Here is a 14,143-nt window from a genome sequence, read left to right as displayed (position 1 = left end):
GTCTCGACGTGCTCGTGGTCCCCGGCGGGGACCCTCTGCGACCAGCGTCGGGGGTTGACCCTGCGTCAAGGTCAAGGGCTGCCGTCGCGGGGCTCCGTCCGGGGTGGCTAGGCTCCGCGGCGTGACCGATGAGGCAGCCTCCCCGTCCCGTCCGCCCAGCCGTGAGGCGCAGAAGCTCCGCGACGACCTGCTGCGGCAGGGCTTCTCCCCGGAGGAGGCCGACCTCGCGATGCAGGACGCGGGCATCGTCGCGCCGGGCCCGACGGGCGCGTACCCCGGTGCACCCGGCCCCGGCGGCGCCGGCTACGCACCCGGCCACGGTGGCGCCGGCCACGCACCCGGCCAGGGGGACCCGACGGCGACCGGGCGGACGTCCTACCTGCTGGGCCTGCTCGCCTGGCTGCCCGTCCCCTTCGTCAGCGCCGTGATCGCCGGCATCGCGATGGCGGCGGCCTACCCCGGGCAGCGCAAGCGGTCGGCGCTCGCGGCGGAGAACGCGCGTGGGGCCGCGAACTGGGGGCTCACGTACGCGCTCGGCGTCGTGCTGAGCGTCGCGCTGACGATCGTCCTGGGTGTCGCGACCCAGCCCGAGACACCCGACCCCGGCACGGTGCCGTGGCCGCTCTTCCTCCTCCTGGCGATCCCCGTGCTCAGCGTCGCGCACCTCGTGGTCACCGTCCTCGGCCTGACGCGCACCGCGCGCGGGGAGGTCTACGTGCCCCGGGCGGTGCCGTTCTTCCGTGCGACGCAGAGCCCGTCGGCAACCTGACGGAGGTGCCGCCGGGTCCCTGCCCGACGCCGACGCCGACGCCCCGCCGGCCAGGCCGCTAGGCGCGGTGCGCGTCCCCGCGGGCCGAGCGGGTCGCGTGCAGCGACGCCAGCAGGTCGAGGCGGTCCGCGTCCGCGCTGCCGGGCTCCGCGGTGAAGACGAGCAGGACGGGTCCGGGGCTGCCCGGCAACGGGTACGTGTCCCAGTGCAGGACGACGTCACCGACCTCGGGGAGCCGGAACGTCTTCGTCCCGCTGACGGACTCCCGCACGTCGTGCCGGGCCCACAGGCGCCGGAACTCGGCGCTGCGGATCGTGAGCTCCCCGACGACGGCGGTCGCACGCGGGTGGGTCGGGTCCGTCGCCACGGCGGCGCGCATCATGCCGATGTAGTCGAGCGCCTGCCGCTCCCAGTCCGCGCACGTGCGGTCACCGGTGCGTGAGTCGTCGAACACGAGCAGGAGCATGTTGAGCCGGTCGGCGGGGTACCCGGCCGGGTCGCCGAGCAGCGCCTCCGCCTGCGGGTTCCAGTCGAGCAGGTCGAGGTGCCGGCCCAGGACGAGCGCCGGGGTGGCCAGGGCGCGCAGGAGCCGTCGCGTGCCGTCCGGCACCCGCTCGGGGCCGTGGTCGACGCGCGCGGGCACCGGCCGTCGCGCGGCGCGGGCGAGGGTGAACAGGTGCCGGCGCTCCTCGTCGTCCAGCACGAGCGCGCCCGCGAGCGCGTCGAGGACGTCGTCGGACGGGCGCACCTCACGGCCCTGCTCCATGCGCTGGTAGTAGTCGGTGCTCAGCCCGGCCAGCAGGGCGAGCTCCTCGCGCCGCAGCCCCGTCACCTTGCGGCGACCGCCCGGCTCGAGCCCGACGTCGCGCGGGTGCAGCCGGTTGCGCCGGGCGCGCAGGAAGTCGCCGAGCTCGCGGGCGTACGGGTGGCTCATGCCCCCAGTGTGCGACCCGGCCGCGCGTACCGGGGAGGTCTGCTGGACCTAGGGAACCGGGGACGACGGAACCTGCGCGCGCCGCTCCTAGCGTCGGCGGTCCCGCCCGCGACGACACCCCTGGAGCACCCTGTGACCGCGTGGACCGCCGACCGCATCCCCGACCAGACCGGCCGCGTCGCCGTCGTGACCGGAGCCACCTCGGGCCTCGGGCTCGTCACCGCGACCGAGCTCGCCCGCCACGGCGCGCACGTCGTCCTGGCGGTCCGCCGCACGGCCGCGGGCCACGAGGTGGCGCGCGGGATCGCCGGGGACGTCGAGGTCCGCGAGCTCGACCTGGCGTCGCTCGACTCGGTGCGCACGTTCGCCGCGGGGCTCACCGCCGACCACCCGCGTGTCGACCTCCTCGTCAACAACGCCGGCGTCGTGCTGCTCGGGCCGCGGCGCACCTCCGTCGACGGCCTCGAGCTGCAGCTCGCGACCAACATGCTGGGCCACTTCGCGCTGACCGGTCTGCTGCTGGGCGCCCTGACGGCGGGCCGCGGGGCGCGGGTCGTCAGCCTCAGCTCGATCACGCACCGGACCGCGCACCTCGACCTCGACGACCTGCAGGACGAGCGCGACTACCGCGCGGCCCGCGCCTACGGGCGGTCGAAGCTCGCGACCACCGTGTTCGGCGTCGAGCTCGACCGCCGGTTGCGCGCCGTGGGGTCGCCGGTTGTCAGCGTGCTCGCGCACCCCGGGCTGACCCGCACCAACCTGACCCCGCGTGCGTGGGAGCACCGGGCGCGGGTCGGGAGGCTGATCTCCTCGGTCGGCCTGCTCGCCACGCAGCGGGTCGAGCAGGGCGCGCTGCCGCAGCTGCACGCCGCGACCGCCCCGGGGGTGCGCGGCGGGCAGTTCTTCGGTCCCGCGGGGTGGGGGGAGACGCGCGGCAGGGTCGCCGAGGCCCGGCTCGGGCGCGAGGCCGCGGACCCGGCCCTCGGCCGCCGGTTGTGGTCGGCGGCCGAGGAGCTGACGGGGGTGCGGTACCTCGGCGTCGGGGTCGACGTCAGCCCGCCACGCACGTCACCGGACCGGTCGGTGCCGCGCCGGAGCCGATGAAGCCGTAGGTCGTCGACGCGCCCGCCCCGAGCGCGCCGTTCCACGCCGCGTTCCGCACCGTCACCGTGTTGCCCGACGTCGTGAGGTCGCCGGACCACGACGTCGCGACCGCGCCGCCGGAGGGCAGGGTCAACGTCGTCTGCCACCGGCCGATCGGCGCCCGCCCGGCCGTGACCTGGACCGACGCCTGGTAGCCGCCCGGCCAGGCCGAGCCGACGGCGAGCGTCGCCGCGCACCCGGCGGGAGCCGTGGTGGGGGTCGGGGTCGGCGTGGGGGTCGCGGTCGCGGTCGGGGTGGGGGTCGGCGTCGGGGTCGCGGTGGGCGTCGGCGTCGGGGTCGGGCCGCCGTCGAGCGGGAGCGCGCGGAGGAACGCCGTCAGCTCCTGCGCGATCACCCGGTGGTCGGCGAGCGACGGGTGCCAGTGGCAGCCGAGGAGGTCGAGGCCCTGGGCGCCGTAGAACCAGCGGACCACCCGGTCGTCACCGCGTGCGTTGCGCTCGCGGACGACCTGCTCGGTGAGCTCGGCCTGCGCGCTGCCGCCCGACGGGGTCGCGCTGACCACGAGGAACGTGTCCGGGCCGTGCTCCGCGCGGAGCCTGTCGAGGAAGCCGTGGTACGCCGCCACCCACTCCGTGCGCAGCGACTCGGTGGTCCACTGCTCGCCCGAGCCGACGGGCGTCGAGAAGTCGTTGATGCCCAGCCCGACCACGACGACCTCGGGGGTCCAGCTCGCCGGCCGGTCCCACACGTCGTCGGCCGTGGCGAGCAGCGCGCGGTCCGCGTACGTGCGGTAGCTCGTGCCGGGCTCGCCGCCGCCGTAGTTGCGCACCATCCCGCGCCCCGAGAAGGCGTTGAGCTGGTAGTCGGCCCCGAGCTCGCGTGCGGCGAGGGCCCCGAAGCTCAGGTCGGCGTTGGTCGTGCGGTTGACCTGGTCGCCCGTGCACTCGCGGGTCGTCGACTCGTTGCCGTAGCCGGCGGTGTAGGAGTCGCCGAGGAGCTCGAGCTGCAGCGGGCGGTCCGCCGGTGCGGTGAGGACCTGGCCGCCGGGCGCGGCGACGAACCCGCCGAACGTGCTCGTCGCCCACGGGCTCTCGCTGCGCTTCACGACGCGCACCGTGTGCGTGCCGTCCGCGAGCCCCTCGACCCAGCGCGTCCCGGCGACCGGCGCCCGCAGCGTCTGCACGGTGCGCCCGTCGATCGCGACGTCGTAGTCGGCGGCCGGGTCGTCGAGCACGATGCCCACCCCGGTGCCGCGGAAGCGGCCCTCGAGGTAGACGCCGGGCCAGCTGAACGCGAGCGCGCCGTCGCGGGGCGTGACCCGGCCGGCGGTGTGGGTCGTGGTCTGCAGGTCCGGCGGGGGAGCGGCAGCCGGGACGGCGACGGCCGACCCGGGGAGCAGCGCGGCCGTGCCCACCAGGGCCAGCAGGGCCGTCAGCGCGACGGTGGCACGTGCAGGGCGCACGTCGTCTCCTCTCGGCGCGAGGGGACAGCCCGCGCGCGACTCGTGACCGGGCGCGCCGGTGCGCCGCTCGGAGCTCCTTCGTACCTGGTCAGCGCGCCGGCGGGGACATGCGAAGCGTTTCGATGACGGCGACCTGGACCTGGGGCCGCCCGGACCCTCGCGCGCGTGGGTGCCTCGGTGCACGATCGGCGCATGACGGACTCCCGGCACCTCAGCGTGCACATCGACCGGACCGTGCCCGACGTCTACGCGTTCGTCGTCGACCCGGCGAACCTGCCCCGGTGGGCGCCCGGCCTGGGCGGCGGCGTCACCGAGGAGGACGGCCGGTGGTTCGTCGAGACGCCCGGCGGGCGCGCGCGAATCACCTTCACGCCGCACAACGAGCTCGGCGTGCTCGACCACGACGTCGTGACCCCCACGGGCGAGACCGTGCACGTGCCGCTGCGAGCTCTGCCGGACGGCGACGGCACCGAGGTCGTCCTCACGGTCCGCCGGTCGCCGGGCATGTCCGACGCCGACCTCGAACGCGACGTCGCGGCGGTGCGGGCGGACCTGGACCTGCTCAAGCGGGTGCTCGAGGGCGCGGCGGACTGACGGGCCCCCTGGTCGGGTCACGACGCCGGGGCACCGGTCCCGCTCGCGGGCAGGCGGCTCGTCCGCCGGGCCCGTGGTGCCGGAACGTCAGCCGCCCGCCGTCGAGGTCGAGGCCCAGGCGCACCGGGCCGTCGCCGTCGAGCCCGACGACGTCCGGGTGCAGCGTGAGCGCGCCCCGGTCGCACCCCGCGAGCCGCAGCACGTTCCGCCCGTCGTCGTCGGCGGTGACGTGCAGGAAGTACCAGGTGCGTGCGTTGTCGTACGCGGTGAGGCCCGAGGCGTGCTGGAAGGCGGTGGGCCGGTGGTCGACGCTCGCCTCGAACCCGACCCGCGGGGCGGTGACCCGGCGCGCGACGAGGCTCGCGCCGACCGCGCTCTGCGGCGACCGGCCTCCACGGATCCGCAGGTGGGAGGGCCGCTCGGTCAGCGTGAGCCAGTCGTCGGACGCGGGGTGGCGGAGCGTCGACCAGGCGGTGCCGAGCCCCCGGTACGACCAGGCCGGGATGGCGCGGGTCGGGCTCTGAGCCGTTCCGGCGCGTGACGGGGCGCCGTGCCGTGGTCCTCTGCGATGCTCGGTCGGTGGCGTCGATCATGATGACGGCAATGCCGTTCGCGGGGCACGCCCGCCCGGTCCGCGCGGTGGCCGCGGAGCTGGTCCGGCGGGGTCACGACGTGCGCGTGCACACCGGCCGGTCGTACACCGGCACCTTCGCCGAGGTCGGTGCGCGGGTCGTCCCCTGGGCCGCGCCGCCGGACCTCGACGAGCGCAACCTGGCGGCGACGTTCCCCCGCATGCGGGACCGCAAGGGCTTCCGCCAGGTGCTCGTGAACCTCGAGGACCTGTTCCTGGGGACCGCACCCGCCCAGTGCACCGACCTGGTCGCGGAGCACGCGCGCGAGCCGTGGGACCTGCTGGCGGGCGACCCGATGGCCCTCTGCACCCGGTTCGCGGCCGAGCACCTCGGGAAGCCGTGGGCGACGGTGTCCCCGATCGCGTACTGGCCGCCCGGTCCCGGCATCCCGCCCACCGGGCTCGGCCTGACCCCGGCCCGCGGCGTGCCGGGGCGCGTGCGCGACGCGGTGCTGGGCGCCGCCTCGGGGGCGGGGACCACGCTGCTGACGCGGGCGTACCAGCGGACCCGCCGGGAGGCCGGCCTGGCGCCGGACCGCGAGACGTTCGCGACGATGTGGTTCTCCCGGGAGCTCGTCGTCGCGGCCGGGGTCCCGGGCCTCGACTACCCGCGCAGCGACCTGCCCGCGCACGTCCGGTTCGTCGGAGACCTCACGGACGACGGGACCGCACCGGGCCCGACGGCGCTCCCGGCGTGGTGGGCGGACGTCGTGGACGCGACCGCTCCCGTGGTGCACGTGACGCAGGGGACCGCGAACGTGGACCCGCACGACCTGATCCTGCCGACGCTGGAGGCGCTGGCCGACGAGGAGGTGCTCGTGGTCGTGGGCCTCGGGCACCGCACGGACCCGCTGCCGGGGCCGCTCCCGGCGAACGCCCGCGTCGCCCCGATGGTCCCGTACCCGCACCTGCTGCCGCGCACGTCGGTCGTGGTGACGAACGGCGGCTACGGCGGCGTGCTCCAGTCGCTGCGCCACGACGTCCCGCTCGTCGTGGCCGGGGGCGACCTCGACAAGCCCGAGATCGCCGCCCGCGTCGGGTGGCACGGCGCCGGGGTCGACCTGCGGACGGGGACGCCGCGAGCGGGCGCCGTCCGGGACGCCGTCCGCCGGGTGCTCGGTGATCCGCGCCACCGGGCGGCGGCCGCGCGGCTCGGCGGCGAGCTGCGCGCGGCCGGGGGTGCCCGGGCCGCCGCGAACCGGCTCGAGGCGCACCTGGACCGCTGACCCCGTCCTCGGGCCACGGGCGTCGACCCGGCTCGTGCCCCGCGCGTACGGGGACGAGGTGGCGCTCGTCGCGTCCGCGGCCCGGTGACCGCCGTGGAGGTGCGCCGGCCGTCCCGGAGACCGTGCTCGGGAGTCGGTCACGTGTCCGAGTTGTCCCTTGACGTTAACCCGAACGGGTGAACTACTGGACCGGGCCGCGGGGTCCCACGCAACGGGGCAACGGAGCCTCGACGCTCCCGCGGCGGCACCCGAGGGAGTGTGTCCATGCCACCTGCACGAGTCAGTTCCGCGCGCCTGCGCGTCGTCGTCACCCTGTCCGCGGCGGCCCTCGTCGTCTCCGCCGGCGCCGCGTCCGCGGCCACCCCCGACCTCGATCGCGAGGCCGCGACCGCCGAGAGGCTGCAGCCTCAGTCGTTCCCCACGACGTGGTGGTGGGACGAGTCCGAGGAGGACACCGAGCGCGCCCGTGACCTGCTGCGTCGGATGACCTTGGACGAGAAGGTCAACATGATGCACGGCGAGCTCAACAACTACTACGGGTTCTACAACGGCCCGATCGAGCGCCTCGGCATCCCGGCGCTCACCATGGCGGACGGCCCCGCCGGCGTGCGGATCGCCAACCCGGACGTCAACGACCAGGAGGCCACCCAGCTCCCCGCGCCGATCGCGCTCGCGGCGACGTGGGACCGGGAGCTCGCGCAGCAGTACGGCGACGTCGAGGGCGACGAGGCGTTCCGCACCGGGCACAACGTGCTGCTCTCGCCCGCGGTCGACATCGCCCGCGTCGCGCAGGCCGGCCGGGCGTTCGAGGCCCTCGGGGAGGACCCGCTGCTGTCCGGCACGATGGCCGCCGGCGTGATCCGCGGCATCCAGCAGCACCCGGTCGTCGCCGACATCAAGCACTACAACGTCTACACGCAGGAGGAGAACCGCCTGTCGGGCGGGAACGCGGTCGTCGAGGAGCGCGCGCTCCAGGAGATCTACACGCGCCCGTTCGCGATCGGCATCGAGCAGGGCCGCCCCGGCTCGGCGATGTGCGCGTTCAACAAGGTCAACGGCGTGTGGGCGTGCGAGAGCGACGAGCTGCTGAACCAGATCCTCAAGGAGCAGCTCGACTTCCAGGGCTGGGTCATGAGCGACTACGGCGCGACGCACAGCACCGTGCAGGCGGCGAACGCGGGCCTCGACCAGGAGATGCCGGGCAACACGACGCCCGACGTCGGGCCCGGGACCTGCTACTTCTGCGGCCCGCTGCTCGACGCGGTGCGCTCCGGGCAGGTCCCCGAGTCGCGGATCGACGACGCGGTGCTGCGCATCCTGCGGCCGATGTTCGGGCTGGGGCTGTTCGACCACCCGCCGGTGATCGAGCCGCTGCCCGAGGCGGAGCACGGGCGGTTCGCCCGGCTCGTCGCCGAGCGCGCGATGGTGCTCCTGAAGAACGACGGCGGCGCGCTGCCGCTGACGGACTCGGTCGGCTCCATCGCGGTGATCGGCGCCGACGCGGACTCGGTCGTCGCGGGCGGCGGCAGCGCCCTCGTGAAGCCGACCTACACGGTGAGCCCCCTCGAGGGCATCCAGGACCGCGTGGGTGCGGGCGTCCAGGTCCGCCACGTCGCCGGCTCGGACCCGGTCACGTCCGCGGCGCTGATTCCCGGCCCGGACCCGATCCCGTCGGACTTCCTGACCTCGGCGCTCGGCGACGGCGCGGGTCTGCGCGCCGAGTACTTCTCCTCGGACGACTTCACCGGCACGATCGCGGATCGCACCGACCCCTACGCGGCGATCAACGCGGGGTTCTTCCTGTTCGAGGGCTTCAATGCCCAGTCCCCGCACTTCCCGGTGCAGGACCGTTCCATGGGGGCATCGATCCGGTGGACGGGGCAGCTCACGGCTCCGACGACCGGGACGTACGAGCTCGCCGTCACCACGACGGGTAGCGCGGTGGTCTACCTCGACGACGAGCCGGTGCTCACCGCCACGCCGTCAGGGGAGTCCACGCCGACGACCACGACCGCTGCGGTCGAGCTCGAGGCCGGTGTCGCACGCGACCTGCGGGTCGAGTTCGTCAACAACGGCCCGGGCGGGACCGACGCGGGTGCGGTGTTCCAGCTGGGCTGGACGACGCCCGAGGGTGTCGTCGCACCGCAGGCCCTCGAGGCGGCGGCGCTCGCCCGCAGCTCGCAGGCGGCGGTCGTCGTCGTGCGGGACTACTCGAGCGAAGGCGGCGACAAGCCCGACCTCGACCTGCCCAACGGCCAGGTCGAGCTGATCCGCCAGGTCGCCGCGGCCAACCCGCGCACGATCGTCGTCACGTCGACGGGCGGGGCGATCCAGACGTCCGACTGGGAGGGGAATGTCCCGGCGATCGTGCACTCGTGGTTCGGCGGCCAGGAGCAGGGCAACGCGCTCGCAGGCATCCTGTTCGGCGACGTCAACCCGTCGGGCCGCCTGCCGATCAGCCTTCCGGTGGACGAGGAGAGCACGCCGACGAGCTCGCCCGAGCAGTTCCCGGGCGACGGGCTCGACCAGCAGTTCTCCGAGGGCATCTACGTGGGCTACCGCGGCTACGAGGAGTTCGAGATCGAGCCGCAGTACCCGTTCGGCCACGGCCTCTCGTACACGACGTTCGACTACCGCAACCTGCGCACGAGCATCAACGCGGGCGGCGGCCAGAACGGCGACGGCGCGCAGCTGCGGGTGCGCGTCGCGGTCCGCAACACCGGGACCGTCGCGGGCACCGAGACCGTGCAGGTCTACGTCGGCAACCTGCCGACCCGCCGGGTCGAGAGCGCGCCGAAGGTGCTCGCGGGCTGGGAGACCGTGACCCTGCAGCCGGGGGAGCGGCGCCAGGTCACCGTGACGCTGAGCCCGGAGTCGGTGTCGTACTGGGACGTCGACCGTGACCGGTGGCAGACGCCGCGCGGCACGATCCCGGTCTTCGTCGGGTCGTCGTCGACGGACGTCCGGCTGACCGGCTCGCTGCGGATCGGGGGCAGCGCGCTCCTGCCGTGAGCCCTCTCGTCGAGGGGCGGTCGTCGCACGTCGCGGCGGCCGCCCCTCGACGCGCGTCGGGCGGTCCGGCCCCGGAAGGCCTCCCGCGCGTCCCGTCGCAGGTGAGAGCCTGTGCGGGCGGGACCGCCGGCGCACCGACGCGCCGGGCTGCCGCGCCGGAGGGGGAGCCGTGAGCCGGGAGCCGCACGTCGAGGTCGAGCTGGTCGAGGACGCGACGACCGAGCCGCCGGGGTCTGCGCCCGACGCCGGCAGCGAGGGCGTCGGCCGCGCGGGTGCCGCGGGCCGCCGCGTCGCCGGGCGGCCCTCGTGGCTGCGCCCCAGGACGGTCGTCGCCGGCGCGCTGGTCGTGGCGGCCGGGCTCGCCGGGACGCAGGCGGTGCTCGACGCGCGCGAGCGGGCGGCCTACGCGCGCTTCGCGGACGTCCCGGGAGTCGTGGCGCCGCTCTCCCCGGACCTCGGGGTGCTGTGGCGCCCCGACGACGAGCAGCTGCGCGTGCTGTGGGGCCCGCGGCAGGACGCCGACGGTCGGGGCGTCGGCGCCCGGTTCGACGAGGCCGGCGTGCCGTCGGCGGTCGCGCTCGACCCGCGGACCGGCGAGCAGGCGTGGTCCTCCCGCCTCGGCGAGGCAGACCCCGTCGCGGCCGGGACGCCGTACGTCCCGCGGGTGCCGTGCCACCTGTCCGACGAGCGGCTGCTCGTGTGCCTCGTGGGCTCGGGGTACGTCCCCGCGCCACCGCCGCCGGAGGACGAGGCGGTCGAGGGGTACGACCCGGCGCCGGTGCCGAGCCGCGTCGAGCTCGTGGTGCTCGACGCGTCCGACGGCGAGGTCGTGCGCCGCGCGCCCGAGGAGGTCGGCACCGGGCTCCACGTGCTCGGGGACCTCGTGGTGACGGCCCGCGTCGAGGCGGACGCGAGCATCGAGGTCCGCGCGCACGACGCCCGGTCCGGGGACCAGGCGTGGACGCACACCACCCCGCCCGGGACCGCCACGGCGTCCGACACGGAGGTGGGCGGCGACGGCACGCCGTTCCTCACGCCGGTCGGCGATGCCGTGCTGGTGCACGCCGGCGACGGCGGGGTCCGGATCGCCCCCGACGGGACGCCTGAGGCGACGTACCTGCCCGACACGGACGGCGACGGGACCGGCGCGCTCACCGCGGTCCGGGGGCACGTCCTGCGCCACGCGTACCGCGGCGACGCACCGGAGGTGCTCGCGGACGACGGGACCGGCACGGTGATGCCCGGCGGGTTCCCGCTCCAGCTCTCGGTCGACGACGGTTCCGACCCGGACCTGCTGCTGCTCCCGGGCCGCTCGGGCGACGGCGTCGACGCGTGGGACGCCCGCACGTCGCGCGTGCGCTGGTCACGGTCCGACGTGCGGGTCGACGACGCGGCGCTGCTCGACGGGACGCTGTACGTCGCGAGCGCCCTCGGGGCCGTCGCGCTCGACCCGGCCGACGGGACGACGCGCTGGACGAGCGAGGCCCCGGCGGCCGCGTCGCTGTTGTCGACGTCCTCGACGGCGACCCTCGTGACCGACGGCCGCGTGCTCGCGGTCGTCGGCCAGCGCGTGAGCGGGCCGCCCGTCATGCAGGCGTTCACGCTCTCCGACGGTCGACTGGCGTGGACGGCCGAGGTGCCCGGGGACGTCCAGAACGTGGTCGTCATCGGCCGCGTGGTGCTCGGCTGGGGATCGGGCGGCTCGAACCGGGCTGTGCTGGGCTGACGTCACGGCGTGACCTGGCGCGGCCCGGCCCGGCCCAGCCCGGCCCCGCTCGCGCTGGGCCGCGCCGGAACCGACCGGACCGGGCCGGACCGGGCCGGGCCGGGCCGCTGAGGGCGGACCTACCACCGCCTCTGCATCAGGTCCGCGACCACGTCGTGCGCGTCGGTCGCGTGCTGCGCGCGGGCGAGCCGCTCCGCGCCGGGGCCCTCTGCGGTGAGCGGCGTCGCGGCACCGGTGTGCCCGCCGGTCGTCCAGTCGACCGTGAACTGCAGGTCGCTGCCCGCGATCGTGAACGGGCCGTCCTCGAGGCTCTGCGTGACGTCGGGGCTCGGGTTCTCCGGGTCGCCCGACTCGTCGTCCGGGTCGACGTTCTCGATCGCGAGCCCGCCGGTCTCGTGGTCGCCGACGACGAGCACGAGCGTCCCGCGGTGGTGCGCCGCGAACTCCTGCGCGAGCGCGACCGTCTCGTCGAGCGCCTGCCCGGCCTGGATGGTGCGCTCGGCGTTGTTCTGGTGCGCGAACTCGTCGATCGCCTCCTCCTCGACGACGAGGAAGAAGCCGTGCCGGTCCTGCGCGAGCACGTCGAGCGCCTTGGCGGTCATGTCCACCAGCGGCACGAGCGGGTCGTACACGTCGCCCTCGCCCTCGGGCCGCTGCTGGAACATCTCCTCGTTCGCGAACAGCCCGAGGATGCGGTCGGCGTCCGTGGCCGCGAGCTCCTCGGCCGAGCTCACGTACGTGTAGCCGGTGTCCTGGGCGCGCTCGACGAGGTTGCCGATCGTGCTCTTGCTGATCTCGGCCGGGTCGTCGGGCGCGGGCGCGAACACGCCCTCGTCGCCCACGGGGTACCACCAGTCCTCGCCGCCGCCGAGGATCACGTCGGGCCGGGTCTCCTCGACGTACTGCCGGGCGATCTCGGACTGGTCCGAGCGGTTCGGCACGTGGGCCCCGAACGCCGCGGGCGTCGCGTCGGTGACCTGCGACGTCGTCACCAGGCCGGTCGCCTTGCGCAGGGCCTTCGCGCGCTCGAGCAGGGTCGTCACGGGGTTGCCGTCGAGGTCGACCGAGACCGCGCCGTTGTACGTCCGCACGCCCGTCGCGAACGCCGTCGCGGCCGCCGCGGAGTCGGTCACCGCGTCCTCGGGGTCCGCCGAGTCGGTGTACGTCCACCCCGCGTACCGGAGCGTGTCCATCGCGAGCTGCCCGTCCTGCCCGACGGTCGCGAGCCGGGTCGCGTCGCGCGCCGCGATGCTCAGACCGTCGCCGACCATCAGGATCACGTTCCGCGCACGCTGCTCGCCGTGCCCGGGGTAGCCGCGGTCCGTCACCGACCCCGCCGTCGTCAGCCCGACCGCCAGCACCGCCGCGGTCCCTGCGGCGCCCACGAGCGCCCGTCCCCTCGTCCCCATCGCCTGCACCCTTCAGCCGCACCGTCCACCGTGGTGTGCGCGGCGGCCGGACCGCCGCGCGTGGGCTCCTGCGGAGCCGGTCGGTCGGCCGGGGGCGCGGCTGGACGGGCGGGGGCTGCTTCCCCGCAGCGCGCGGCGACGGCACGACGAGCGGTCGCGCGGGTGCGGCTCTGCACCGGGCGCGGCCTGGTCTCGATCACAACCCCGGGGCGCGGTCGCGGTCAACCGGTGCGGCTGGTGCGGGCGGACGGTGCCCGATCGGGAGGCGTGCGGCTCGTCGCGGCGGGCAGGGCGCGGTGAGACGCGGCGGCCGGCGAGCGCCCGGGGCCGTCGTCCGGCCGGGGACCGCGCCGCGTCGCCCGGGGACGCGCCCTACGTGCGGTCGTCGACCGGCTGCACGCGGTCGGTCGCGACGAGGTAGTGCGGCCAGTACCGGGGCCGCGCGGGGAGCAGCGGCAGCGCACGCCGCGTCGCGACCTGGGCGGCGCGGAACGTGAGGCGCTCACGCTGCCGCCACGGGAGCCCGTACGCGTCGCGGACGGCCGGGGGCAGCACGCCGGCCGCCAGCAGGGCGGGGAGCGGGCGTGCCGGGGCGGCGACGAGCGGCGGGTCGGGGGCCAGGATCTGCGCGGCGAGCCGGGCGGCGGTCGGCCCGACGGCGAGCACGTGCTCGACCTGGTCGTCGACGTACCGCTCGAGCGCGGCGTAGTCGTCGGGGAGCACGGCGTCGGGGACGCCGAAGTGGTGCGCGACGCGGCGCATGTCCCGGTAGTACGCGTCCCGCTCGGCGCCGGGTACCGGGCGGGCGAACCCGTCGGTGACGGTGACGGACGTCCACACGAGGGTCGCGAACACCCACAGCCCCAGGTCGCGGTCGGCGGCGCGGTACGGCGTGCCCGCGGGCAGCGAACCGGTCGCAACGGGCAGGGTCCCCTGGACGACGCGGTGCCGGCGGGCGACGTGGCGCGCGGCGTCCCGCACCTGCGTGCTGTCGCCGAACGTCACCGTGAGCACGGCGTCGAGCGTGCCGCGCAACCGGGTCAGCGGGTCGCCGGCGAAGTCGCTGTGCGCCGCGACGCCCGCCGCGACGAGCGGGTGCGCGACCTGGAGCAGCAGCGCGGCCGGGCCGGAGGCGAGCAGGACGCGCTCGCGGCCGATGCGCCACGCCGCCGAGCCGGGGCCGAACAGCCCCGGGTCGCCGGGCAGCCCGCGCTCGGGTGCCGCGGGGAAGAAGGTGCTCAGCGGCGGCACGGACCCTCCTCGGCGCGTCCCCGCG

General features: G+C 76.1%; 11 protein-coding genes. 6 read left to right on the top strand and 5 right to left on the bottom strand.

The features are described from left to right. Window positions 1-121 precede the first annotated feature (121 nt). Window positions 122-769 carry a DUF4870 domain-containing protein gene (locus NXY84_RS21260; protein WP_258725026.1) on the top strand — a complete coding sequence of 216 codons (648 nt, stop codon included), beginning with the start codon at window positions 122-124 and terminating at the stop codon, window positions 767-769. Window positions 770-827: 58 nt separating this feature from the next. On the opposite strand, the gene NXY84_RS21255 is transcribed toward NXY84_RS21260, so the two are convergent. Further along, window positions 828-1,703, bottom strand: coding sequence for a helix-turn-helix transcriptional regulator (locus NXY84_RS21255; RefSeq protein WP_258725025.1), 876 nt, complete (start codon window positions 1,701-1,703; stop codon window positions 828-830). A 132-nt stretch (window positions 1,704-1,835) separates the two neighbouring features. On the opposite strand from NXY84_RS21255, the gene NXY84_RS21250 reads away from it, so the two are divergent. Continuing rightward, on the top strand, window positions 1,836-2,807 hold the full coding sequence (locus NXY84_RS21250) for an oxidoreductase (protein ID WP_258725024.1): 972 nt from the start codon (window positions 1,836-1,838) through the stop codon (window positions 2,805-2,807). Here NXY84_RS21250 and NXY84_RS21245 read toward each other — a convergent pair. Then, the gene (locus NXY84_RS21245) at window positions 2,755-4,269 is read right to left on the bottom strand and encodes a cellulose binding domain-containing protein (RefSeq protein ID WP_258725023.1); all 1,515 of its coding nucleotides are present in this window, start codon (window positions 4,267-4,269) and stop codon (window positions 2,755-2,757) included. The genes NXY84_RS21250 and NXY84_RS21245 overlap by 53 nt on opposite strands. Before the next feature lie 192 nt (window positions 4,270-4,461). Between NXY84_RS21245 and NXY84_RS21240 the strand changes: the two genes are divergently transcribed. Then, window positions 4,462-4,863, top strand: a complete 402-nt coding sequence (locus NXY84_RS21240) for an SRPBCC family protein (RefSeq protein ID WP_258725022.1) — start codon at window positions 4,462-4,464, stop codon at window positions 4,861-4,863. Here NXY84_RS21240 and NXY84_RS21915 read toward each other — a convergent pair. Beyond that, on the bottom strand, window positions 4,832-5,290 hold the full coding sequence (locus NXY84_RS21915; protein ID WP_396126410.1) for a hypothetical protein: 459 nt from the start codon (window positions 5,288-5,290) through the stop codon (window positions 4,832-4,834). The two genes, NXY84_RS21240 and NXY84_RS21915, sit on opposite strands and share 32 nt — an antisense overlap. Before the next feature lie 152 nt (window positions 5,291-5,442). On the opposite strand from NXY84_RS21915, the gene NXY84_RS21230 reads away from it, so the two are divergent. The 3 genes from NXY84_RS21230 (at window position 5,443) to NXY84_RS21220 (ending at window position 11,458) form a co-directional block, all read left to right on the top strand. Beyond that, window positions 5,443-6,720, top strand: a complete 1,278-nt coding sequence (locus NXY84_RS21230; protein WP_258725020.1) for a glycosyltransferase — start codon at window positions 5,443-5,445, stop codon at window positions 6,718-6,720. Window positions 6,721-6,984: 264 nt separating this feature from the next. Beyond that, window positions 6,985-9,732, top strand: coding sequence for a beta-glucosidase (locus NXY84_RS21225; RefSeq protein WP_258725019.1), 2,748 nt, complete (start codon window positions 6,985-6,987; stop codon window positions 9,730-9,732). Between the two features lie 169 nt (window positions 9,733-9,901). Then, window positions 9,902-11,458 (top strand): PQQ-like beta-propeller repeat protein, encoded by a 1,557-nt coding sequence (locus NXY84_RS21220; protein WP_258725018.1) that lies wholly within the window; start codon window positions 9,902-9,904, stop codon window positions 11,456-11,458. Window positions 11,459-11,577: 119 nt separating this feature from the next. Here the strand turns inward: NXY84_RS21220 and NXY84_RS21215 are convergent, their stop codons facing one another. After that, complete coding sequence (locus tag NXY84_RS21215; RefSeq protein ID WP_258725017.1) at window positions 11,578-12,867, bottom strand: alkaline phosphatase; 1,290 nt, start codon at window positions 12,865-12,867, stop codon at window positions 11,578-11,580. 372 nt (window positions 12,868-13,239) lie between these two features. Next, entirely contained in the window at window positions 13,240-14,118 is an 879-nt protein-coding gene (locus NXY84_RS21210; protein WP_258725016.1) for an oxygenase MpaB family protein, read from the bottom strand. Window positions 14,119-14,143 lie beyond the last annotated feature (25 nt).

Origin of the sequence: Cellulomonas sp. NS3 (assembly GCF_024757985.1) — a bacterium.
Taxonomy (GTDB): domain Bacteria; phylum Actinomycetota; class Actinomycetes; order Actinomycetales; family Cellulomonadaceae; genus Cellulomonas_A.
This window is presented reverse-complemented; position numbering and strand designations above follow the sequence as displayed.

Bases quoted from the DNA above. Each gene is read 5' to 3' on its own strand.
- NXY84_RS21255 (WP_258725025.1), bottom strand. From the start codon at position 1,703: ATGAGCCACCCGTACGCCCGCGAGCTCGGCGACTTCCTGCGCGCCCGG.
- NXY84_RS21240 (WP_258725022.1), top strand. From the start codon at position 4,462: ATGACGGACTCCCGGCACCTCAGCGTGCACATCGACCGGACCGTGCCC.
- NXY84_RS21225 (WP_258725019.1), top strand. From the start codon at position 6,985: ATGCCACCTGCACGAGTCAGTTCCGCGCGCCTGCGCGTCGTCGTCACC.
- NXY84_RS21215 (WP_258725017.1), bottom strand. From the start codon at position 12,867: ATGGGGACGAGGGGACGGGCGCTCGTGGGCGCCGCAGGGACCGCGGCG.